Source organism: Aliiglaciecola sp. SL4 (genome assembly GCF_041538045.1).
Lineage (GTDB): Bacteria > Pseudomonadota > Gammaproteobacteria > Enterobacterales > Alteromonadaceae > Aliiglaciecola.
Map to the genome: position 1 here is coordinate 1 of NZ_JBGOSE010000019.1, position 22,787 is coordinate 22,787.

Genomic DNA, 22,787 nt, shown 5'->3' on the forward strand with positions numbered 1-22,787 from the left:
ACTCTTCGGAGTGCTTTTTTTGTGCCCGTAATTTGTAGCATGGCCTTTAGGCCATGGAAAGGTTCAACAAGACGCGGTTTGTAGCATGGCCTTCAGGCCATGGAAAGGATTTGATATATCGCGGGGTTAAAACACCCGCCTACAAACTATGGAAAGGTTCAACAAGCCGCGGTTTGTAGCATGGCCTTTAGGCCATGGAATTGATTCAACCTACCGCGGGGCTAAAGCTCCCGCCTACAGGCCATGGAGAGGTTCAACAAGCGCGGTTTGTAGCATGGCCTTTAGGCCATGGAATTGATTCAACCTACCGCGGGGCTAAAGCACCCGCCTACAGATTAAGCGTATTTTTTCTGCCACACTTCGTTGGCCATTACATCTTCAGCTGATTCAATATGATCGAGCCAAGTTTTGCCGATAAGATGGTCGTATTCATGTTGAAATATGCGTGCCACAAAACCTTCAAACAAACGTTTTACGGTATCGCCATTTTCAGCAAGATATTCAATTTCTATCCATGTAAAGCGTTTCACCTTACCTCTTAATCCAGGGACCGAAAGACATCCTTCCCAATCTTTGTCCTGGGTTTCACGACTGGCGATCACTTTGGGATTTATCAGAGTTAACGGCTCCATATGTGGAGCATCTGGATAACGGGCATTGGGGCGCGAAGCAATAATCATTATTGCGCGAGGATCAAATACTTGCGGCGCGGCAATGCCAATACCATTGGCATCTAACATGGTTTGTTTCAATGCTAAAAGGAATTGGGTCAATTCGTCAGTTAATAAATCTGCAGGGGGCACTGCCACCGCGGGCGTTTTTAGGATTGTTTCACCAACTTGGGCAATCTTCATTTAGGGTCTACCTTACCCCAAACTGAATTGTTTTCTTCAGGTGTTGTTTTCCCTTTATTTGTGGGGCTTTCACCTCGGCGAGGTTTATTTGGTTTTTGGTATTTATTCTTCTTAACAACGGGTGTTGTTGATGTTTTTGCTGCATCTGGGCGATATTTAATTGTCATACCTTTCAATAAATAGCGGACTACTTGATCACCACTTTCTTTGTAGTTTCGATGATCTGGCTTTCTAAACATTGCGCTAAGCTCCCCTTTACTCAAGCGAAAGTTAGCCAATTTTAATATTGTTAACATGTCTTCGTCACGATAACTCATGGCAATACGGATCTTACGCAGGATGTCGTTATTAGATAGGCGCTCACTACCTTTCAATACAACGGGCTCAACACCCTCTTGCTTACCACGCTTTTGAATAATTAAACCATCCAAGAAAAGACTGAGTATTTTATCTCGACAGAGCATAAATCCAGACTCTTCCTCTTTTTTCATGAGCATCGATAAATAGTCTTTCTCCATTTCATAGTTTGCTAACTTGAAAATAGCGATAGTAGCAATGTCATCAAGACTGAGGGCAAAGCGTAGGCGGCGTAAAATATCGTTGTGGTTCATAAAAAGGGCCAATTTCTGTTAATTGTGGTTATTCTACCCTAAACCGATAGATAAATATCCTATGGGGAGTAATTTGCTTGCTATTGAAACGCTAGCTTTAATCCGCCAAAAAACACAATAGAGTCATTCTTGAGTTTTTCATTAGGCTACCTAAAAAGTCTAATGGTTAATTCTCTTAGAGAAATAAAATTATGTTGCGCATTTTTTATCAGCTCAAGTATAGTAAATTAACTAACTGAAATATAAGGCTTTGATTATGAATAAAACTAGCCAGACAGAGTTTCGATTTTTAGCTGAGCCGACAGATGTTAATTTTGGTGGGAAAGTACATGGCGGTATGGTGATGAAATGGATCGATCAGGCATCCTATGCTTGTGCGGCGCAATGGAGTAAACATTATTGTGTCACCGTCTCTGCCAATGCCATTCGTTTTATTCAACCTATTTTAGTAGGGCAAATGGTGACCATTACTGCGCGCATCGTCCATACCGGTAGAACGAGTATGCATATTTATGTGGTAGTAAGAGCATCAGACCCCAAGCAAGATGAAATCGTCGATACTAACCGGTGTTTTATCACTTTTATGGCCATAGATGAAAACGGTACACCCGTTGAAGTGCCGCATTTTTCGCCGCAAAATAAAGAAGAAATGTTAGAGAAAGTAGCTATTAGTGGTAAAGACTTTGCTAAAAAATTGGATAAACATTATCAACAAATGGTTGGTTGGTAGCAAAGAAAATAGTGGCCTTGCAGGCCACTATTATAAATAGGTAGAGGTTGGCAGCACATAACTTGAGTGGCTGCCTAAATAAGTCAATGGGAGTTAACTCACCTTAAAATGCGTATTTTGCGGAAAATTGTAGGCGGCTCATATCACCGTCAGCGCCAGTTTCAAGTTCACGCTTTGCGTAAGCATATTCAGCACCAAAAGTAAGCTCCTTACTTGGAGAATACAAAATGTTTGCGCGAGCGCTGTAGGTTTCTTTTGTAGTAGACAAACCAGTCAAAGCTGTATCATTGTCAGCGCTAAACATGGAATAGGTAAAGTTACTTCTCCATTGTGTATCCCAAATATGTCTGTAGGCAATACTGAAGCCCGCTGAGTCAATGGCTTCTAATTCGTTATTGGCATTCAAAACTGCACCATTGACTGCATTTAGCGCAATATAACGTCCTAAACCCTGGCCATAATTAGCTGCAATTCGAATATCGTCCTGACCTAAATTAAATTTAGCCGTCAAACTAATGCCCGCACTGGTTGTTGAGGTATCAATATCGTTGCCACCTTGTTTGTCCACATAGGATAATTGGCGCAGTAGACCCGCTACCGCAAAGTGCCCCCAATCTCCTTTAAATGTGTATCTTGCTGCTAAATCGGGTAAGGGATTATCATCGGTAACAATGCGGGTTCCGCCACCAAAAGGCGAAACTGTGGTTTCTGGATTTTCTAATGAAACTTCAAAGTTACCCGTGGAATATTTCACCATAACTTGTCGGATGAATATGGTGCCGTCAGTAGAACCGATGAAATCTAAGGTTTCAGGAAGGGCTTTAACATCTAAAAAAGTGGTCCAAGTTTGGCCGATTAACCAATCATTATATTTGATAAATCCGTGTCGAATTCTCGGTTCATAAGAATTACTTACACGTTCATTTCCATCTGGTGTTACTTGGAAGTCAAACTCTAGAACGCCGACAACTTTGTCGCCACTATCCAGATCGGTATTAGTGGTGAACCTAAAACGCGACTGTTTAATATGGGCATCAAATTGAGTCGACTCTTCTTCGCCGCCTACAGGTGTAAGGCTCGGAAGATAGAAGTCTCTACCAATACTACCAGAAGCTAGAGTGCCATCACTATAGCTACTGAACATGGCATCGGCTTTTAAATAGCCGCTAAATTGAACATTTGTTTTGTCTAATAGGTTGGCATTGGTTGCAGTACCATACAAAGTGCCAAGTGCTAGCGTAATTGCTGCTGTAATTTTAGTTTTCATGACTTTTCCTAGTGCAGTTTAATGCTCAGTAAACTTTGCACTAAGATTCACTTTTTACATATAAGCGGATGGTCTATCAGACCATAGTCGTATAGTCTAGAAACTGAATTTTGAATGAATAAAGTGGTAGTTTTTAATTAAGTAAGACCAAAGTCAGCTTCGGTAAGACCAAAGTCGCATTCCACTCTTTAATATTAACGTTACAGTATGTGCAGTTGCTAAAAATTGTGTTGGAGAACCCTATGACAGATACACTTTATCCGGTCCCTGAGACCGCCAAGCTTAATACCCATTTAACCCCTGAATTGCATGCCAAGATGTATCAGCAATCAATCGAATCCCCAGATGAGTTCTGGAAAGAGCAAGCGGCAAACTTAGATTGGTTTACATTCCCAACTAAAATTAAAAATACTTCTTTTGCCAAAGATGATGTCAGTATTAAGTGGTTCGAAGATGGTGAACTCAACGTAAGCTATAACTGTATCGATAGGCATTTGCCGGAGAAGGCCAATGATGTGGCTATCGTCTGGGAAGGCGACTCTCCAGATACCGACAGTAAAGTAACCTACCAAGAGTTGCATGACCAAGTTTGTCGCCTAGCCAATGGTATGAAAAAGCTTGGCATTCAAAAAGGCGATCGCGTAGCCCTTTATATGCCAATGGTGCCAGAAGCGGCCGTAGCGATGTTGGCTTGTACGCGCATAGGTGCTATCCACTCAATTATTTTTGGTGGTTTTTCTCCCAACGCTATCGCAGATAGAATTAATGATTCTGATGCCAAGTTGATAATTACTGCTGATGAAGGCAGACGGGGTGGTAATTGTGTGCCACTTAAAGTTAACGTAGATGACGCCCTTAAAAATGATCGCTGCCCAAGTATTGAGAACGTTATCGTGTTCAAAAATACCGGTAACGAGGTTGCGGTAGGTGATAAAGATATTTGGTGGCATGAGTTAACCGCTAAGTGTGAACCTACTTGTGAGCCCACTGCAATGAATGCAGAGGACCCTTTATTTATATTGTATACCTCGGGCTCAACTGGCACACCTAAAGGCGTAGTGCACACTACAGGTGGCTATTTAGTCTACGCATCAATGACTCACAAATATGTTTTCGATTACCAAGATGGTGAAATTTACTGGTGTGCTGCCGATGTGGGCTGGATCACCGGTCATACTTACATCGTTTACGGACCACTTGCTAATGGCGCAACAACATTAATTTTCGAAGGTGTTCCAACCTATCCAGATGTTCGTCGTATCTGCCAGATAGTCGATAAACATGATGTTAATATTCTTTATACCGCACCAACCGCTATTCGTGCGCTTATGGCCCAGGGACAATTTGCCGCAGAGGGCACTACTGGTGATTCCCTGCGTTTGTTAGGTTCAGTGGGTGAGCCCATTAATCCTGAGGCGTGGATCTGGTATTACCAAACAATTGGTCGCAGTCGTTGCCAAATTGTTGATACTTGGTGGCAAACTGAAACCGGTGGCATCATGATGACGCCGTTACCTAGCGTTACTGCTCTGAAACCCGGTGCAGCATCGATTCCGTTCTTTGGTGTTCAACCTGCTTTGGTTGATGGCGAAGGCAATGAGTTAAGTGGCGCAACCGAAGGTAATTTAATTATTAAAGATAGCTGGCCGGCTCAAGCAAGAACGGTATATGGCGATCATGCTCGCTTCGTGCAAACTTATTTTAGCACTTACGAAAACACCTATTTTACTGGTGATGGTTGTCGTCGTGATGAGGATGGCTACTATTGGATTACTGGCCGTGTAGATGACGTATTGAATGTATCAGGCCACCGCCTTGGTACTGCCGAAATTGAAAGTGCATTGGTGTCTCACGATGCTATTGCTGAAGCCGCTGTCGTGGGTTACCCCCATGATATTAAAGGCCAAGCTATATATGTTTATGTAACGCCGGTCTCTGGTGTGGAAGTGACTGATGAATTAACGGCTGAAATACGTAAGTGGGTACGCACAGAATTGAGTCCTATCGCGGTTCCCGATTTGGTTCAGTGGACCAATGGATTACCTAAGACCCGCTCAGGTAAAATTATGCGCAGAATACTACGTAAAATAGCCGCTAATGAGTATGAGCAACTTGGGGATACATCAACATTAGCTGATCCCAGTGTGGTTGATAGCCTAATCGAACTAAGGTTAAACCGCTAAATAAGAAGTATTTAGCATTAATTAATCCTAATCGAACAAGAAAGGGGCAATATTTGCCCCTTTCTTCGTTTAGATAGAGATTATTGGTTGATTTAAGGGGATCGTCCTGATTCAATTAGATCACTTTATAGACACGTTGATAACACTATGTTCACATTGCTAATTGCAGACGATCACCCTCTTTATCGAGATGCATTGCGCTTCGCGCTAAATTTATCTGAACATCAATTAACGATTTTAGAAGCTAGTGACTTAACGCAAACTCTTGATACTATTCAAAAAAATGAAGTCGACTTACTGTTGTTAGACTTACATATGCCTGGCAGCAATGACTTATTTGGTTTGATCCATATTCGTAAACTGTACCCCGAATTACCCGTTGCTGTGGTGTCAGGGTTAGAAGATAAAAACATTGTATCCAAAGTTATCAATACCGGTGCAATGGGTTTTATTCCCAAAACAACGGGCTCTGAAGATATTGCCAATGCTGTTGAAACCATTCTCGATGGTGATACTTGGGTGCCTAAATCATTAGTCAATGAAATAGATGAAATGGACAGCGAGTTTGCTGCTTTAGCGGATAAAGTGTCTAGTTTGACTAATGCCCAATACAAAGTGTTATGTTTTATGCGAGATGGTTTGTTAAATAAACAAATCGGCTTTGAACTGGATATTGCAGAAGCGACGGTTAAGGCGCATGTAACGGCATTATTCAAGAAGCTTGGTATTAATAACCGTACCCAAGCCGTATTAATTGCCTCGCAACTAGAATTGACACCGCCATCCCCAGAGTTATGTCAAAAATAACCTAGTGTCTAATGGCTTAGCTCTTGTCCCTTGGGATGCAGTTATTATGGCCTTTAGTTTTTTACGCCAATTGAATAACCGCGAAACTTAGCTTAAATCCTATTACAATGGCCAGACTTACTGTTTTTGAGTGTTTCAATGTCTCCTAAATCTGCTTCTAAACGTATTTATACTGTTGATTTAATGCGCTTTCTAGCCATTGTCTTAATGGTTGTTTTTCATTTTATTTATGATCTCAAATTTTTTGGTTGGGTGCCATCGACCATCCCGGATGGTGCGGGTTGGCGTGAATTTCGTTATGTAATTTTGACGTTGTTTTTCTTATGTGTGGGCTTCTCATTAGCAGCCGTCCACGGTTCAGGGTTTAAACAAAAACATTTTATTAAGCGATTTATCCAGTTGTTACTGGCCTCTGGGGCTGTGACTATTTCATCCTTAATCATGGCTCCAAACAATTGGATTTTCTTTGGGGTTTTACATTTTATCGCTATAGCCAGCTTAATCGCTGTGCCATTTTCTCGATTTCCTAACCTCGCCTTGGGTCTTGGTCTCGTTATTATTCTCGCATTTAATTTGAACTGGGTGAGCAGTATCTGGCCATTTCAGCCTATTCGCCACTTGTTGCCTGGATACACCAATGATTATGTGGGTTTGTTTCCATGGACTGGCGTGGTTCTGATCGGCATTTGGTTAGCTTATCAAGGTTGGTTTTTACAAGACCCTGCGCACAGGTTTGCGCGCAGTAAAACTGTCTTATTTGCAAGTAAACATAGTTTAATTATCTACCTTGTTCATCAACCCATTTTATTTGCGCTATTTGGCCTTATTGGGGTGATCTGGCAAGCCTAAAGCTATTAAGCAAAGCCCTTAATTTGGCTGGCTTAACGGGCTTACTCAGGTAACTAATATTTAGCTCCTTACATAAGTCGACAATCTCAGTTTGTTGATTAGCAGTGACTAAAACCGCATGTAAATTTTCACCATATTGATAGCGTAAGGCTGAAATCACGTCGATTCCATTAACGTTGTTGGCCAAGTGGTAATCCACCAAAATTACATCGGGTGTCCGTGACTTTAATTGCTGTTTAGCTTGGGCAAGATCCAAGGCTGTAATGATATTCACGTTCCATTTATTCAAAACGGTTTGCATTGCATCTAGGTTTTCATCTTTGTCATCGATACAAAGTACCTGCATGTCTTTTAAACCCGTATTGTTTGTGGGTTTGTTTTCTGGTTGTTGTGAAAGTGCTTGTCCTAATGGAATATCAAAGCTAAAACAACTTCCTTTGTCTGGTGTAGAGCGAACGCTAACATTGATGTCGAGTTTACTCGACATGCGAGTGACGACACCCAAGCCTAAACCAACGCCGTGCTGAGGGCTGCCATCGACGCGGTAAAAGTCGTTAAAAATTCTATTTTGTTCTGCAGCTGAAATACCAATTCCGGTATCCCAAACCTGGATAAGCACACGTCCTTGTCGTTTTCTAGCACTTAGTAATATTTTGCCTTTTTTAGTGTATTTAACTGCATTTGATAGCAAGTTTGCTACAATACGGTACAGATGAGTTCTATCGGTATTGACCCAATAGGCTGGAATTTGAGTGCGTAACTGCAATCCTTTTTGTTCTGCCTTCATGGCAAACTCGTCTATTAACGAGCTTAACAGTTTGGGCAGCAACACATCTTCCATCGTTAACTTCATTTCACCTTGGTCTAGACGCGCAATATCCAACAAGGTGGCAATAAGAGTTTCACTGGAGTTCACGCTATCACTAAGTTTGTTGAGAATTTCTTTGGCTTCAAGATCTACATCGATTTCTCCTAACGCCGACAAATATAACTTAGCCGCATTCAAAGGTTGCAATACGTCATGACTGGCCAAGGCAAGGAACCGTGTTTTACTGGCATTGGCGTCCTCCGCCGCTTTTCGCGCTTGTACAAGATCTTCTTCTAATTGTGCTCTGCGTTCTATTTCACTGCGCAGTTCGGCGTTAATGGCTTGGACTTCTTCGCCTCTTTTTTCAATTCGACGCTCAAGGTTTATTTTTGACTCTTCTAGGGCTTTTTGAATTTCTATATGGGCGGTAATGTCATTGAAACTAGTAACAAAACCACCACCAGGCAGAGGGTTTCCAACCATTTCTATCATTCTTCCATCACTACGTTGGCGAATAAATTTATGCGGGTGGCCTGCTTTTAAATGGGCCACTCGCTTTTGGACCAGTGACTCAATCTCACCTACACCACATTCACCTCGTTGTGCGTTATAACGAACGAGATCTTCTATGGGAGTACCAACATTGACTAAGTCAGCAGGGTAGTTGAATAACTCAAGATAGCGCCTATTCCATGCAACTATGTTAAGGTTTTTGTCTATTACGCTGATCCCTTGATCTAAACTTTCAATGGAGGTGAATAGCGCGGTGGTGTTGAATTGAATTGCTTGTGTGGTGTCATCAAAAAAGTTGACTACTTCTTCAAAATCTAATTTTTTACCACCTAGTGCACTATCGATGAGGGCTTTGGCACTTGATGCACCTAACGCACCACCAAGTGCTCGTTCACAATATTCTAGAAATTCATGATCTGGAGATTGGTGGTCTTGTAGCTTTATTTTGGAACGATTCTCAAAATCCTCCATCAAGATTTCTACTCTGGACTCTCCAAGAAAAGTCGACAATAAAGTGGACAGGTCACCAATAGTGGCGGTTTTGCGCTGTTTTTTGGTCTCTTCAATGATTTCTTCTCTGGGGGAAACAAAGGCTTGCGATTGAATTCGATCGACCAATCTATCTTGAGCGAAGTGAGAAAACAGCAAATAACAACTTGTGTTGGCTAACAAACTGACCATCGCTGCCACACTAATCACTTCTGATTGCAGTTGGGTGGTGTTCACTTCGTTTAACATGGGAAACATTAGCCACATTACCCAAGTTAAAAAACCTGCAAGTAAGCCTGCATAAACGCCGTGGGCATGCCCTTTCTTCCAATACAGACCGCCCAAAATCGCAGGCAATAGTTGGATAACTAACGAAAATGCTACTAAACCAATCGACAGCAATGAGCGACTACCGGTCATTTGTTGATGATAAAAATAGGCTAAAGCAATGAGTGAGGCTATAACTAACCGTCTGACTAATAAAATGGTTTTTGCATAATTAAACTGAGGGGCGTTGTGGTTTTGACGAGACAGCATTTTCGGCAAAATCACATCATTAGTTACCATGGTACTCAGGGTTAAAGTGGCGATAATAATCATTGCCATTGCAGCAGATAGGCCGCCCACAAAAACTAAGATTTTAACAAATAGGGAGTCGGATAAGATCGCTAAACTCAAGACATAAGTATCCGGTTCTTGAGCCCCGATTAGAGTTTGTCCGGCAGCAGCAATAACCGGAATAACAGCGGCAGTTACGGCTAAATAAAATGGAAACATAAAACGCGCAGTCTTAAGGTGAGACAGCTTTAAATTATCGACCACAGCCACGTGAAATTGTCGTGGTAAGCAGATAATAGCAGCGGCAGACATTAATGTTTGGGCAAAAAATGACAATGTACTGAATTGGGCTGTAGAGTTAAATTTTGATAGTGCGTTACTAAATTCTTCGGGGTTTTCCACAACCGCCCAAAAATAAGCAAGGGAGGCGATAACGATTAATGCAATAAGCTTAATACTCGACTCAAACGCTATGGCTAACATCAAGCCGCGTCGGTACTCGGTCACATCTGAGTGCTGGGTTCCAAAATAAATGGCAAAAAACGCAATAAACACCGAGGCGATTAATACAATAACTTCACTGTGTTGTTGCTCAGTGATCAATTGAAAAGCAGAACCAATCGCTTTTAGCTGCAGGGCCATGTAGGGAATGGTTGCTAACAAAGCGATAAAAGTGACTAACAAGGCAACGGTTTGTCGCTTACCGTATCGAGACGCGATAAAGTCAGCAATGGTCGTAATATTTTGCCGTTTGCTGACTAATATTAACTTATAAATAAATCGATAACCAAACAGGTAAACCAGTATTGGACCTAGTAAAATCGCAATATACTGCCACTGATTTCGAGACGCTTCACCTACCATGCCAAAGAATGTCCAAGCTGAACAATAAATTGCCAAAGCGAGTGAATAAACAATAGGATGAGAGGTGATAGCACGAGCCAAAGGCGTGTTTCTATCTCCCCATCTTGCGACCCAAAATAACCCTGTTAGATAAATTAAGGCTAATAAAACCCAACCCAATGTCATTTAATTCTGTACCTAAAACACTATCGATATTAGTAATTTAGCATACTTTCAGAAAATTAATTGTTGTACTACGACCATAGTCTCATTCCACTGCTACAGATACATGGATAGATTAGAAAACGTTCGGAATGGCATTCATTCCGATTTTATAATTTACAAGCTTTGGTCGGCATCAGTTTTTGCGTATGTGCCATTCCAAGGTTTATTGCCAGACTAAAAGCATGAGGAAATGAGCATGGCGTTTAAAACAGAAGAAGATAAAAAAGCCTATTGGCGAGATAATCTCTCGTTAATGCTAAAACTGCTGATTGTATGGTTTGTTGTATCGTTTGGATTCGGCATTCTGCTAGTTGATGTACTTAATGAAGTGAAATTTTTCGGCTTCAAACTTGGTTTCTGGTTCGCACAGCAAGGTGCAATTTACGTATTTGTGGCGTTGATTTTTGTCTACGTTCGTCAAATGAATGTTTTAGATAAACGCTATGGCGTAGACGAAGAGTAGGAGAGTTCAGATGGACGTACAAATTTTAACTTTTATCATAGTTGGTGCCTCATTTTTACTTTACATCGGCATTGCAGTTTGGGCCAGAGCGGGCTCAACAAATGAGTTTTACGTTGCCGGAGGCGGTGTACACCCCATCGCTAACGGAATGGCGACTGCCGCGGATTGGATGTCGGCTGCTTCGTTTATTTCTATGGCGGGTTTGATTTCCTTTATGGGATATGACGGAGCCGTTTATTTGCTAGGTTGGACTGGTGGTTACGTGTTACTTGCCCTTTGCTTAGCCCCTTATTTGCGTAAGTTCGGTAAGTTTACGGTGCCAGATTTTATCGGTGATCGTTATTACTCGCAAACTGCTAGAACCGTAGCCGTAATCTGTGCCATTTTTGTCTGCTTTACATACGTAGCAGGCCAAATGCGTGGTGTTGGTGTGGTATTCAGTCGTTTCCTTGAAGTAGATATTGTTTCCGGTGTGGTTATTGGGATGGCAATTGTGTTCTTCTACACTGTTTTAGGTGGCATGAAAGGGATCACTTACACCCAAGTAGCACAGTACTGTGTACTTATTTTTGCTTATTTAGTGCCTACCATTTTCATCTCAATGATAGTTACTGGTCACTTTTTACCGCAAACTGGGTTTGGTGCGACGCTCGCTGATGGTTCGGGGGTGTATATGCTAGACAAACTCGACGGACTCTCAATCGAGTTGGGATTCAACGAATATACCTCGGGTACTAAAAGCATGATAGATGTGTTCTGTATTACAGCTGCCTTGATGGTAGGTACTGCAGGTTTACCGCACGTAATCGTTCGCTTCTTCACCGTTCCTAAAGTGCGTGATGCTCGTTACAGTGCAGGTTGGGCCTTAGCATTTATCGCAATTCTATATACTACAGCACCTTCTTTAGCATCTTTTGGTCGCGTTAATATGATTGAAACCATTAATGGTACGGACCAGATGGGAACCAATTATAGTGAAGCTCCAAGTTGGATCACTAATTGGGAGAAAACAGGGCTAATTAAGTGGGATGATAAAAACAACGACGGTAAAATGTTTTATTCTGGCGACGAGCGCAATGAAATGGACGTAGACCGTGACATCATGGTAATGGCGAATCCTGAAATTGCGAACTTACCAGCATGGGTAATTGCTTTAGTGGCTGCCGGTGGTGTTGCTGCCGCATTGTCTACTTCTGCAGGCTTACTGTTGGTAATATCGACATCGGTTTCCCACGATTTATTGAAACGAAACTTGATGCCAAATATTACAGATAGAAAAGAGCTCTTCTATGCGCGTTTAGCTGCAGGTGTTGCCATATGTATTGCTGGGTACTTCGGGATCAACCCACCCGGATTCGTGGCTCAGGTGGTCGCCTTCGCGTTCGGACTCGCGGCATCATCTTTCTTCCCTGCTATTATTATGGGAATATTCATGAAGCGTATGAATGATAAAGGCGCCATTGCAGGCATGTTGGCGGGGATTACATTTACCACGGCTTACATTATTTACTTTAAGTTTGTGAATCCTGCTGCAAATGTTCCGGAAAACTGGTTATTTGAAATCTCGCCTGAAGGAATCGGTACTATAGGTATGTTGGTGAACTTCGCAGTTGCGTTAATAGTGTTGAAGTTTACTGGTGATTCGCCTGAAGAGATTCAGCAACTTGTTGAAGATATCCGTTATCCGAAAGGATCAGGTGAAGCCTCTGCTCATTAGGTGAAATGGGTTATACTTTAGAATCAAAGGCCCGATTTCAATCGGGCTTTTTATTTGAACTTCAATCACGGATTAGATCCATAGTAGGAGAATAAAGTGACTAGCATTCCGCAACAATCGCTGGATTTTTTAAAAGCTTCTGCTCCTTTTGACCAACTACCAAGTGAAAAAATAATGGCGTTGGCAAAGCACATTACTGTTGCCTATTTAACCGCTGAAAATGCTGTGCAGATATTGGCAGATAGGAATAATAATCTGTTCCTAATTAGCAGTGGTCAATTTACAGTTAAAGATTCCAATGAAGTTGAGCAAAACCTGAGTGAAGGAGACTTTTTTGGGGTCGGTAATTTACTCAATAAATTAAACCATGCTATTGATATTACAGTGGATAGTGCAGGTTTGTTGTATTGTTTACCCGCTGCGCAATTCGATCTTTTATGTAATGAAAATCCAGCAGTGGCAAAGTTTTTCGAAACTTACCATTCAGATAAACTATACAATGATGCCGTAGCCGATTCGAAGTCCATGTGGTTATATAAACCTATTCGTGAAGTCATCTCTGATAGGGTCATAAGCTGTGATACTGATGCATCGATATTGCATGCGACTCAGCAAATGTCGCAGGCCAGTATTTCTTCACTGTTAATTACCGACGGTGACAAACTGGTAGGTATCTTAACTGACAGAGATATAAGAAATAGAGTAGTTGCAAAAGAAGTGGGTGTTCACTTACCTGTCTCGGGCGTAATGACCGTCAATCCTTTTAAAATCACCGAAAATAGAACACTTTTTGATGCGCTTTGCATGATGACTGAACACAATATTCACCACCTCCCGGTGATTGATCGCATAACCCATGCGCCGTTGGGAATGTTAACTTCTAGCGATATGATTCGCCATCAGCGGGGCAATATTCTATTTTTAATCGATGAATTAGCAAAAGCCAAAAACTTATATGAGCTCACTCGTCTGAGCTGGCAGTTACCCCATTATTTTGCTAAGCACGCTAAACGTTTAGGGGATTTTGACGTAGCAGGAAAGGTGTTATCCCAAGCTACAGATATTATGACTCGCAAACTACTTACTTTCTTTCAGCAGCAAAATGGCAACCCTCCTATTGAGTTTTGTTGGCTTGTTTATGGTTCTCAAGCCCGTGAAGATCAAAATATGGGGTCAGACCAAGATAATGCATTATTATTAGAACGACGGCCTAATCAACAGGAGGATGAGTATTTTGCACAGATGTCACAGTATGTGTGTGAAGGCTTAGGCAAATGTGGCATTAAGTTATGTGATGGTAATATTATGGCGTCAAACCCTGAGTTAAGGCTCAGCGTTGAAGAAGCTGTGAAAGAATCCGAAAAGTGGGTGAATGAGCCTACCTTAGAAGCTATTTTACATTTTAATATCTTTTTGGATGTGCGCGCTGTTGCCGGCAATAAAGACTTATTTGCGGCTCTTCAAGCCGCCCGAAAACCTTTATTAAAACAGCCTTTGTTTCTCTCTGCTTTGGCTCGGCATGCTGCAGAAGTGGCGGTGCCCTTATCGGTGTTTCAACAATTTGTGTTCCAAAAAGGTCATCAACCGGAAGATTGTATCGACTTAAAGGTCAATGCTATTGCCATTATTAATAACCTAGTACGAATTTATGCATTGGCAAAAGGCCTAGAAATGCCATCAACCTTAGGGCGATTGGATAACCTTAAAGAGGGTTCCCAGTTAACTGAAAGTGACGGTAATGATTTACGGGACATTTGGTTGTTTCTAAATCGATTACGTTGGCGTCACCAGTTACACAATAATGTGACCAATAATTTCGTTTCCATCAGTGATTTATCTTCCATACAGCGCCATCAATTGAAAGCCGCGTTTAAAACCATCAAGCGCAGCCAACAAGGAGTGGCCATGAAGTTTGCTGGTGGTTAAGTACTTTATTTCCAATGGTTACTGAAACGTGTGCACAAGGCGCAAGTGTCGACAAAATAGGATTAGCAATCGATGTGGCAAACACTGAAAAATTGGTTCTTACCAAAATTAACTATTCCAGAACATTTTCGGCATATGCCTTGGCAGCAAGTTCCATTTCTGGCCATTGATCTCGAGCTAACGTCGCTAGACGCAAAAGAGTCCAATATTTTATCTGTGGGTTGGGTGGAAGGTAGGCAGAGTAGCATTGCTTTGCAGAGCTGTTATTACAAGGTTATTGCAACCAAGGTATCCCTAAATCAAAGTCCAGTGATCCACGGTTTGTTGGATGAGCATATTGCTCAAGGAGAGCCAGTAAAAGTCGCGTTAGAAAAGCTCAAACACTACGCTCAAACCCACGTTTGGGTGTTTCACAATACCAATTTAGATATGTCAGTGTTAAATAAAGTGTTTATGAAACTAGGGATCCCACTGCCGGACATTGTCACTTTAGATACGCTACAAATTGCTCTCTACCAAATTCGTAAATCAGAGAGTGTGCCATCACCAAATGCAGCAACACTCACCTCTTGTCGACAGCGTCATAATTTACCGCTGGCACCGGCCCACAACGCATTAGATGATGCGTTGGCCACCATGGAATTGTTATTTGCCCAGTTAAGCCAGTTAGATAGTAAGGGTAAAGAGCCGTTATCAGCATTAACCGGAACAGGTGCATTAAAAGTCTTTAAAGGAACCGCATCCACTCTGTAGGATGGCCTTTAGGCCATGGAATGTTTGACCATCTGCGGGGCTAAAGCACCCGCCTACAGGGGAGGTCGAACTCCCGCGGGGCTAAAACACCCGCCTACAGGTATCTTGTAGCATGGCCTTTAGGCCATGGATGAATCAAACATCCGCTTACAATGCTTTTTTGGTAGGCATCACTATGTTGGCGAAAATTAACCCGGCCACTAATGACATCAGAATCAAAAATGTTTCCTGACCGATATGGTCGGCCTTGATAAAATCCTGTCCGGAGATAAACGAGTTCAACCCTATATAGGTTTTTGAACCTGGTACCAACACAATCAGACCATGCATAGCGACTATGGTAGAAGGAGCATTCATGACTCTTGAAAATAGGTTTGAAAATACCCCTAACGCAAATGCGCCAACAAAAGCACCTAAGCCGTTTTCCAAATAGGCCGAACTCCATGTTGAAGCGCCGTAAGCGATAAAGGTTGATACAACAGCCCAGGGAACATGTTTTAAACGAGTGCGAAATATGGCAACAAGACCAATACTTAATAACAGCACACCCATCCAGTTAACCCAGAAGGGCAGTGTGTCTGCGACTTGTAACTCTTGTTGACCGAATAGCTGGTAGCCAAGGGTAATACCGATAAATGCCCCAAAATACAATTTGAACAATTGCATAATAGCGTCCATCACCCTTGCGGTACCTGAAACCAAATTACGTGACGATAACTCAGCAAGCCCAATGGTTAAGGATAAACCAGGCACTAAAATAATTAATGACGATAGAATAATCAGCCAAATATTCAGTCCCGAATCAAAATAGTAATTTATAGTGCAGGCAGCAAAACCAACAGTAAATGATGCCACCGATTCCAGCATTAGGTTGACTCGCTTAGAGCGCAGGGACCAGAGTGTCCAAAAATAAACAATGACTCCTAAAACGCCAGACCAGAAAATTTCAGGCCAACCTGCGCCCATTAGCATGGCAAATGCACTGGTTGAGGTGCCAAAAGCTACGCCAGTAAGGGTTTTATTGTAGGGACTTTGCATTGCATCAATTTGATCCAAACGTTTATCTGCATCAGCAAGGCTAATTTCCCCCTTTAATAATTGATATGCCAATTCATCTGTTAGGGACAACGAGTTCATATCCAATTCACCGGGTTCAATCCGAGCGGCATGATTATATTCATCTTCGTGTCGGTCGCTCCACAAGACAATCGATAAAGAGGTGGGTGTGGAAATGAACGAAGAATTTACACCTAGGTACGCAGCAACTTCACACAGGTAGGCTTCAAGTCGAAATGAAGGTGAGCCATATTTGTGCAACATTTTGCCTAATTTGAGTATAAATCTGCGTATCTGAATAAATTCCGACTTGTCCACTGTTTTGCCACTTAATGTTTAGAATTCTATGAAGTCTCAGTTAAAACCAATTTGCCACTAGCGTTTGCTAATTGACCACTATTTTATGAGCGGATTGTAGAGCCTACAATGTTTCTACGCAATGAACATTTATTGTGCTATTCGGATTAGTAAAACTAATGAATAATAAACCCAGCAAGCTTACAGAATAGGTAAGCAGAGTAAAATTAAGGTTGCTATCCAAAGAGTTTCCATTAAGAGTAACAGTATGGGTTTAGTGCCGACTTCAACTAACTGTTTTAAATTAGATTTCATGCCAATAGCGGCAATTGAAACTACCAAAGCGAAGCGCGAAATATGGGATGCTGCTTCTGTTACGCTAGGAGGAATAGAAAACACGCTGTTAATCACCATTAGCACAACAAAAATAATCAGAAAGCCTGGAATACCTGGAGCTTTATTCGTCCCCACGTGTTTTAATTTTAATTTCAAAACCAGTAGAATTGAAATAACTACCGGCATCAAAAATGCGACACGAACTAGCTTTGTCAGCGTGGCTAAGTCACCACTTTCATCCGACACTGAGTAACCAGCACCAACTACTTGAGCGACATCATGAATAGTCGCTCCCAGAAAAATCCCTGTATGTACCTGATCTAAATTCAGTTGAGCAGCAAAAATAGGGTAGAGGATCATGGATAAAGTAGACAGTGCGGTTACCCCAATGATGGTCAATAATGTGTCACGATCTTTGTGTTTACTTTCTGGCAATACCGCGGCAATTGCCATTGCTGCTGATGCGCCACAAATGCCAACTGCTCCGCCTGTCAGTACGCCAAAGCGCTTTTGCATTCCTAATAGTTTTGCCAAAACAATGCCCACCAAAATCGTGGTTACTATGGCGATAACTAACAGTAACGCGGTTTTCCAGCCTAAAGCTACTAAGTCGCCAAAAGCAATACGGAAACCCAATAGGGCAACACCGATACGTAGTATGTGGGTGGCGGTGAATTCGATGCCAGCTTTACACTGTGATTCTTCGTATAAAAAAGATAAAGCAATACCAAGTAGTAACGCAAAGAGCATTGATGGTGCGCCATAATGCTCACTTAGGAATAGCGCTGCTAAACCAACAATGGTGGCGAGCATAATTCCGGGAAGCAGAGATTTAATTTTATACATGGGCAGAATATATATTGGTTAAGTGTGAACGAGATAAACGGGCTTTAATCATGTGACCTTCAATAATGTCGCCGTCATTTAGACTGCTTTAAACTTGCCATTATTTTGATTAACGAAGCTAATCATAACATATTGCATGCTAAGACTCTCAGTCTGAATCTGCTGGTGTTTTAAGTATTGAGCTTACTTATCATTGGCAGCTTAATCTTTGTTGATAACGATGAGTTTTATGCTGACCAATAGCCTCTAAAAAGCGACGAAATAGGTGGCTAAAATCCGCTTATGTACTAAGCTTAAGTTAAGTTTTAGGAGTTGTGTATGAAACTGTTTTTAATTATATGTAGTATGGTATTTTGTTTAGCGGGATGTCAAAGCACGACTAATCAAGTAACAATAGATTCTCGCAATCTATTAAATGACGATATTTTTCCCGATTACCAATCAATTGAGATTGAAAGCGAAGAAGAAATCTTTTCGTTAAATCAAGAAGCAAAAGATTTCATCACTAAACAAGTTGCTAACGTCAAAGATCCCGTTGATAGGATGGAAACTCTAGTACGCCTTATTTTCGATCGTTCAGAGTTTAATCTTCTGTATATGGGCAGCGCAAACACCGTCGCTAGTGAAACTTTTCAGCGTCGGGCTGCTAATTGTTTATCGATGTCTATTATGACCTATGCATTGGCTAAAGAAGCTGGTTTTTCGGTTCGTTTCCAAGATGTTCAAATCCCTGAGTACTGGACTCGACGTGCAGGTTATAGCTTGCTTAATGGTCACATCAATCTGATGATCATGCCTCGGGAATCGGGAGTCATACATTTAATTAATACTGGCTTGCAAGTCGATTTTGATCCTCAAAGTCCGCAGAAGCACTTTCCTAAACGAATAGTGACTAAACGCTCCGTCACATCCATGTTTTACAACAATAAAGGGGCTGATGCATTACTTTCTGCGTCTTATAGTAAAGCTTATGCATATTTTAAAAAAGCGGCAGTTTTGTCTCCAGACTTTGTTTCTACTTGGATTAATTTAGGTATTCTTTATCGTTTGGTAGGTGATTATGAATCTGCTGAAAATACCTATAAGTATGCCCTTCAATTAGATGAAGATAACCTTACCGGTTGGGAAAATTTGGCGTTTTTATATGCAACCGTTGGGCGAGAGGATGAAGCGGCTGCGATCACTAGTAGAATCGAAAGCGCTAGAAGTGACAACCCTTTTCATCACTTCATTCAAGGCGAGCAATCTTTTGAAAATAAAGAATTTGAGGTTGCCCTACAACACTATCGCAAGGCTTTAAAATTAGATAGAAGTAAACATGAAATATATTTCGGTTTAGCAAAAGTTTATTATGAGTTAGGGGACGTACGTCGCAGTCAAATGTATTTTAAGAAAGCCAAACATCGCGCGCGTAGTTATCAGGATCAAGAACGTTACCAAGGAAAGTTGGATTTACTCAGCCGTGATGATAGTAAAAAACATTAAAATAATCGCAAGCTTAAGCTTGCTCTGGCCACTAATTAGTTATGCAGGTTGCAACCAATTTGAACTTTACAACAATATTGATAGGGAACGTTTATGGGAAGACTTTAGCTACTTAGCCTCTGATAAAATGCAAGGTCGTAAAAACCAGTCTTCTGGCTCTTTTTTGGCTCAGGAGTTCTTAATTTCACGATTTTCAGAAATAGGCTTAAAGTCATTTACACAAGAGCAAAAATACCGCTTACCGTTTCGCTATGAAACCACTTTTTCCCATGTTGATGGTGTGAATATTGGTGGCTATTTTATTGGTAAAACTTTTCCTCAGAAATTTATTGTCATAACGGCTCATTACGATCATCTAGGCATGCGTGGAAACAAAATTTTCAATGGTGCTGATGATAACGCATCTGGAGTTGCGGGGTTGTTGGCGATAGCGGAGAAAATTGCACAACAAGGCGCTGAGCATTCAATCATCTTTCTGGCCACCGACGCCGAAGAAAAAGGCTTGTATGGCTCTAGAGCTTTTGTGGAAAACCCCCCGGTTGAATTGAGCCAAATTAAATATAATCTGAATTTAGATATGATTTCTCAAAATCAAGGGAAAAGCCGTTTGTATGTATCAGGAGCAAGATACTATTTGCCGTTTAAAGAAGTGATTGCCCAAGCAACGGATGAGGCTGGTTTGTGTTTAGTTAATCAACACCGAAGAAATCGTCGAGGATCAGCAATGGCGTTTGGACCGGATTGGCGCAAGGCCAGTGACCACGCTTCTTTTGGGAAAGTGGATATTCCCTATCTATTTGTTGGTGTGGGTGAACACATTTATTATCACACTGAAAAAGATACAGTCGAATCCGTGGATCCTGATTTTTTTCAAGCTGCAGTAGAGACAAGTTTTAACATTTTAAAATTAATGGATAAATTAACTGAATAATTCAGCATATAAAAAAGCACTTAATCTATACAGAGTAAGTGCTTTTTGTCTTGAGGGTCGTAACAAGGATAGGTTTATCGCTTTTAAGCGACACCAAGTTCCCGTAAACGCTCCTTCAAGTAGCTATCAGCAGTATGGCGTTCGGATAAAACCACATCAGGGCGAGGGTGCAAAAATAACGGCAGTGAAATACGCGATTTAGTCATATCCGCACCTGCTGGGTTGACGACTCTGTGAGTAGTTGATGGAAAATAGCCACCAGAGGCTTCTTGCAGCATATCGCCGATATTGATGATTAAGTTACCAAAATCACTTGGTACATCTATCCACTCTTCGCCTGTGCCTTTAACCTGTAAGCCAGGCTCATTGGCAGCGGGTAAAATGGTTAATAAATTAATATCTTCATGGGCAGCAGCGCGGATTGCATCAGCTTCTTCATCACCGGTCAGCGGGGGATAATGTAAAATTCGAAGTAAGGTTTGCTCACTGTCTTTTATCATATTACTCAGTGGCTGGCTGTATCGTTTTGCCACATCTGCAGGTGAGTATTTTTCAACCCAAGTGAGCAGTTCTGCGGCTAAATTCATAGCAGCTTGGTAGTAGTTTGCGGCCTCTTGCTTCAATTGGGCAGGGCACTTCCCCCAAGGGTAATAATGGAAATACTCTTTGATGTCTTTTTTCTTAAAACCCTTTGCTGTTTCAGAAACACTGGTTGGGAAAAAACCGTCTTGGGTTTCTTTGTCGAACAAAAAGTTTTGTTTATTTTCGGAGTCAAACCAAGCTTGCCAATTCTGGTAAATGGAGCTCACTGAAGATTGCGATATAGGGTGGTTCTTTAAAACGCCAAATCCAGTTTTGTGCAGGGATTCAACAAATAATTTGTCGGCTCCTGGCTTGCTATAATCTACTGCTTCTAATTTCATAATATTTCCTGTGAACTGCAGCGCTTACTTAATTTACTGCAAACTTTATATATTTTTCTGGCGTTCTTGTAGGGTTAAAGTGCAACGAAAAGGCCGGCCAGGGCGGCACTCATTAAGTTAGATAAAGTCGCTGCGATAACCGCTTTTAATCCTAAACGAGCAATTTCTTTGCGGCGGGTTGGCGCGAGTGCGCCTATACCGCCCATTAAAATCGCAATGGAAGAAAAGTTGGCAAACCCGCACAATGCAAATGTGATAATTGCTTGTGATTTAATCGACAATTCGTCTTGGTGCTTAACAAAATCTAAGTAAGCGATAAATTCGTTAACTACCATTTTCTGACCAATAAAGCTTCCCGCTATGTTTGCCTCGTCCCATGACACTCCTAATACCCATGCCAAAGGTTGGAATAAATATCCTAATATCACTTGTAAGCTTAGATCACCTTGACCAAACCAGCCGCCAATGCCACCAATTAACCCGTTTAAAATAGCGATTAATGCGATAAAAGCTAATAGCATTGCTCCAACGTTTAAGGCTAGCTGCAAACCTGATGCAGCCCCTGTTGCTGCGGCGTCAAATACATTAGCGTAACTATCGTCGTCATTCTGCAATTCCTCTAGTTCATTTTTGTAGGTTTCAGTTTCTGGCATAATAATTTTAGCCATCAATAAACCGCCAGGAGCTGCCATAAAACTCGCGGCTAGCAAAAATTTGATATCCACTCCTAATTGGGCATAACCCACCATTACTGCACCTGCAATAGAGGCTAAACCGCCGACCATGATGGCGAATAGTTCGGAACGAGTCATTTGCGGAATGAAAGGTTTCACAACCAGGGGAGCTTCAGTCTGACCTACAAAAATATTCGCCGCGGCAGACATGGATTCTGGTCGACTTGTTTTTAAGAAAAACTGCAAAAAACCACCGATTAAGCGGATAATCCACTGCATCACACCGATGTAATACAAAACCGCAATCAGTGATGAGAAGAAAACAATTGCAGGTAAAACGTTAAAGGCAAAAATAAAACCTAATGACTTATTGCCAAGGGGGCCAAAGATAAAGTCAATCCCAGCTTGCCCCATATCTAATACCCATTGCACCCCGGCAGACATTTTTAGCAATGCATCTTTGCCAGCAGGGACATACAGAATTAACGCCCCTACTACTGCTTGTATAGCAAACGCACCGCCAACTGTTCGCCAGTTGATGCTTTTTCGGTGGGCCGACAAGCCATAGGCTATGGCGATTAGCACCACAATTCCAAGTAAACCGATCATGGGATTTCCTTTTATTATTATTTTTTTAGTTAAT

At 41.6% G+C, this 22,787-nt stretch carries 18 protein-coding genes; 10 read left to right on the forward strand and 8 right to left on the reverse strand.

The genetic code is table 11. The features are described from left to right. Positions 1-335: 335 nt before the first annotated feature. A complete protein-coding gene (gene def / locus AB6T38_RS18210; protein WP_372548659.1) occupies positions 336-854 on the reverse strand; it encodes a peptide deformylase in 519 nt (172 codons plus the stop codon). Further along, positions 851-1,465: a DUF1456 family protein gene (locus tag AB6T38_RS18215; RefSeq protein WP_372548660.1), complete on the reverse strand. Its 615-nt coding sequence runs from the start codon at positions 1,463-1,465 to the stop codon at positions 851-853. The genes def and AB6T38_RS18215 overlap by 4 nt, the downstream gene beginning before the upstream one ends. A gap of 256 nt (positions 1,466-1,721) precedes the next feature. Here AB6T38_RS18215 and AB6T38_RS18220 point away from each other — a divergent pair, with 256 nt between their 5' ends. After that, entirely contained in the window at positions 1,722-2,195 is a 474-nt protein-coding gene (locus tag AB6T38_RS18220) for an acyl-CoA thioesterase (RefSeq protein ID WP_372548661.1), read from the forward strand. A gap of 103 nt (positions 2,196-2,298) precedes the next feature. On the opposite strand, the gene AB6T38_RS18225 is transcribed toward AB6T38_RS18220, so the two are convergent. Then, complete coding sequence (locus AB6T38_RS18225; RefSeq protein ID WP_372548662.1) at positions 2,299-3,462, reverse strand: DcaP family trimeric outer membrane transporter; 1,164 nt, start codon at positions 3,460-3,462, stop codon at positions 2,299-2,301. 242 nt (positions 3,463-3,704) lie between these two features. On the opposite strand from AB6T38_RS18225, the gene acs reads away from it, so the two are divergent. The 3 genes from acs to AB6T38_RS18240 all read left to right on the forward strand — a co-directional run bounded on the left by acs (position 3,705) and on the right by AB6T38_RS18240 (position 7,301). After that, positions 3,705-5,645, forward strand: coding sequence for an acetate--CoA ligase (gene acs / locus AB6T38_RS18230; RefSeq protein ID WP_372548663.1), 1,941 nt, complete (start codon positions 3,705-3,707; stop codon positions 5,643-5,645). A gap of 147 nt (positions 5,646-5,792) precedes the next feature. After that, complete coding sequence (locus tag AB6T38_RS18235; protein ID WP_372548664.1) at positions 5,793-6,452, forward strand: response regulator; 660 nt, start codon at positions 5,793-5,795, stop codon at positions 6,450-6,452. A gap of 138 nt (positions 6,453-6,590) precedes the next feature. Beyond that, the gene (locus AB6T38_RS18240) at positions 6,591-7,301 is read left to right on the forward strand and encodes a heparan-alpha-glucosaminide N-acetyltransferase (RefSeq protein ID WP_372548665.1); all 711 of its coding nucleotides are present in this window, start codon (positions 6,591-6,593) and stop codon (positions 7,299-7,301) included. Here the strand turns inward: AB6T38_RS18240 and AB6T38_RS18245 are convergent. Beyond that, on the reverse strand, positions 7,276-10,698 hold the full coding sequence (locus AB6T38_RS18245; RefSeq protein WP_372548666.1) for a PAS-domain containing protein: 3,423 nt from the start codon (positions 10,696-10,698) through the stop codon (positions 7,276-7,278). The genes AB6T38_RS18240 and AB6T38_RS18245 overlap by 26 nt on opposite strands. A gap of 235 nt (positions 10,699-10,933) precedes the next feature. Between AB6T38_RS18245 and AB6T38_RS18250 the strand changes: the two genes are divergently transcribed. The 4 genes from AB6T38_RS18250 to AB6T38_RS18265 all read left to right on the forward strand — a co-directional run bounded on the left by AB6T38_RS18250 (position 10,934) and on the right by AB6T38_RS18265 (position 15,596). Continuing rightward, complete coding sequence (locus tag AB6T38_RS18250; RefSeq protein ID WP_348489073.1) at positions 10,934-11,200, forward strand: DUF4212 domain-containing protein; 267 nt, start codon at positions 10,934-10,936, stop codon at positions 11,198-11,200. Positions 11,201-11,210: 10 nt separating this feature from the next. Beyond that, a complete protein-coding gene (locus AB6T38_RS18255; protein ID WP_372548667.1) occupies positions 11,211-12,917 on the forward strand; it encodes a sodium:solute symporter family protein in 1,707 nt (568 codons plus the stop codon). A gap of 96 nt (positions 12,918-13,013) precedes the next feature. Further along, on the forward strand, positions 13,014-14,843 hold the full coding sequence (locus tag AB6T38_RS18260) for a putative nucleotidyltransferase substrate binding domain-containing protein (RefSeq protein ID WP_372548668.1): 1,830 nt from the start codon (positions 13,014-13,016) through the stop codon (positions 14,841-14,843). 72 nt (positions 14,844-14,915) lie between these two features. Next, complete coding sequence (locus AB6T38_RS18265) at positions 14,916-15,596, forward strand: exonuclease domain-containing protein (protein WP_372548669.1); 681 nt, start codon at positions 14,916-14,918, stop codon at positions 15,594-15,596. 147 nt (positions 15,597-15,743) lie between these two features. On the opposite strand, the gene AB6T38_RS18270 is transcribed toward AB6T38_RS18265, so the two are convergent. Both AB6T38_RS18270 and AB6T38_RS18275 read right to left on the reverse strand, forming a co-directional pair. Further along, positions 15,744-16,970, reverse strand: a complete 1,227-nt coding sequence (locus tag AB6T38_RS18270; RefSeq protein ID WP_372548670.1) for a threonine/serine exporter ThrE family protein — start codon at positions 16,968-16,970, stop codon at positions 15,744-15,746. 180 nt (positions 16,971-17,150) lie between these two features. Beyond that, positions 17,151-18,131, reverse strand: coding sequence for a YeiH family protein (locus AB6T38_RS18275; RefSeq protein ID WP_372548671.1), 981 nt, complete (start codon positions 18,129-18,131; stop codon positions 17,151-17,153). Positions 18,132-18,449: 318 nt separating this feature from the next. On the opposite strand from AB6T38_RS18275, the gene AB6T38_RS18280 reads away from it, so the two are divergent. Both AB6T38_RS18280 and AB6T38_RS18285 read left to right on the forward strand, forming a co-directional pair. Next, complete coding sequence (locus AB6T38_RS18280) at positions 18,450-19,616, forward strand: tetratricopeptide repeat protein (protein ID WP_372548672.1); 1,167 nt, start codon at positions 18,450-18,452, stop codon at positions 19,614-19,616. After that, the gene (locus AB6T38_RS18285; protein WP_372548673.1) at positions 19,597-20,547 is read left to right on the forward strand and encodes a M20/M25/M40 family metallo-hydrolase; all 951 of its coding nucleotides are present in this window, start codon (positions 19,597-19,599) and stop codon (positions 20,545-20,547) included. The genes AB6T38_RS18280 and AB6T38_RS18285 overlap by 20 nt, the downstream gene beginning before the upstream one ends. A gap of 83 nt (positions 20,548-20,630) precedes the next feature. Here the strand turns inward: AB6T38_RS18285 and AB6T38_RS18290 are convergent, their stop codons facing one another. After that, on the reverse strand, positions 20,631-21,470 hold the full coding sequence (locus AB6T38_RS18290) for a 2OG-Fe(II) oxygenase family protein (protein WP_372548674.1): 840 nt from the start codon (positions 21,468-21,470) through the stop codon (positions 20,631-20,633). Between the two features lie 74 nt (positions 21,471-21,544). Further along, positions 21,545-22,753 (reverse strand): NupC/NupG family nucleoside CNT transporter, encoded by a 1,209-nt coding sequence (locus AB6T38_RS18295; RefSeq protein ID WP_372548675.1) that lies wholly within the window; start codon positions 22,751-22,753, stop codon positions 21,545-21,547. Between the last annotated feature and the right edge of the window lie 34 nt (positions 22,754-22,787).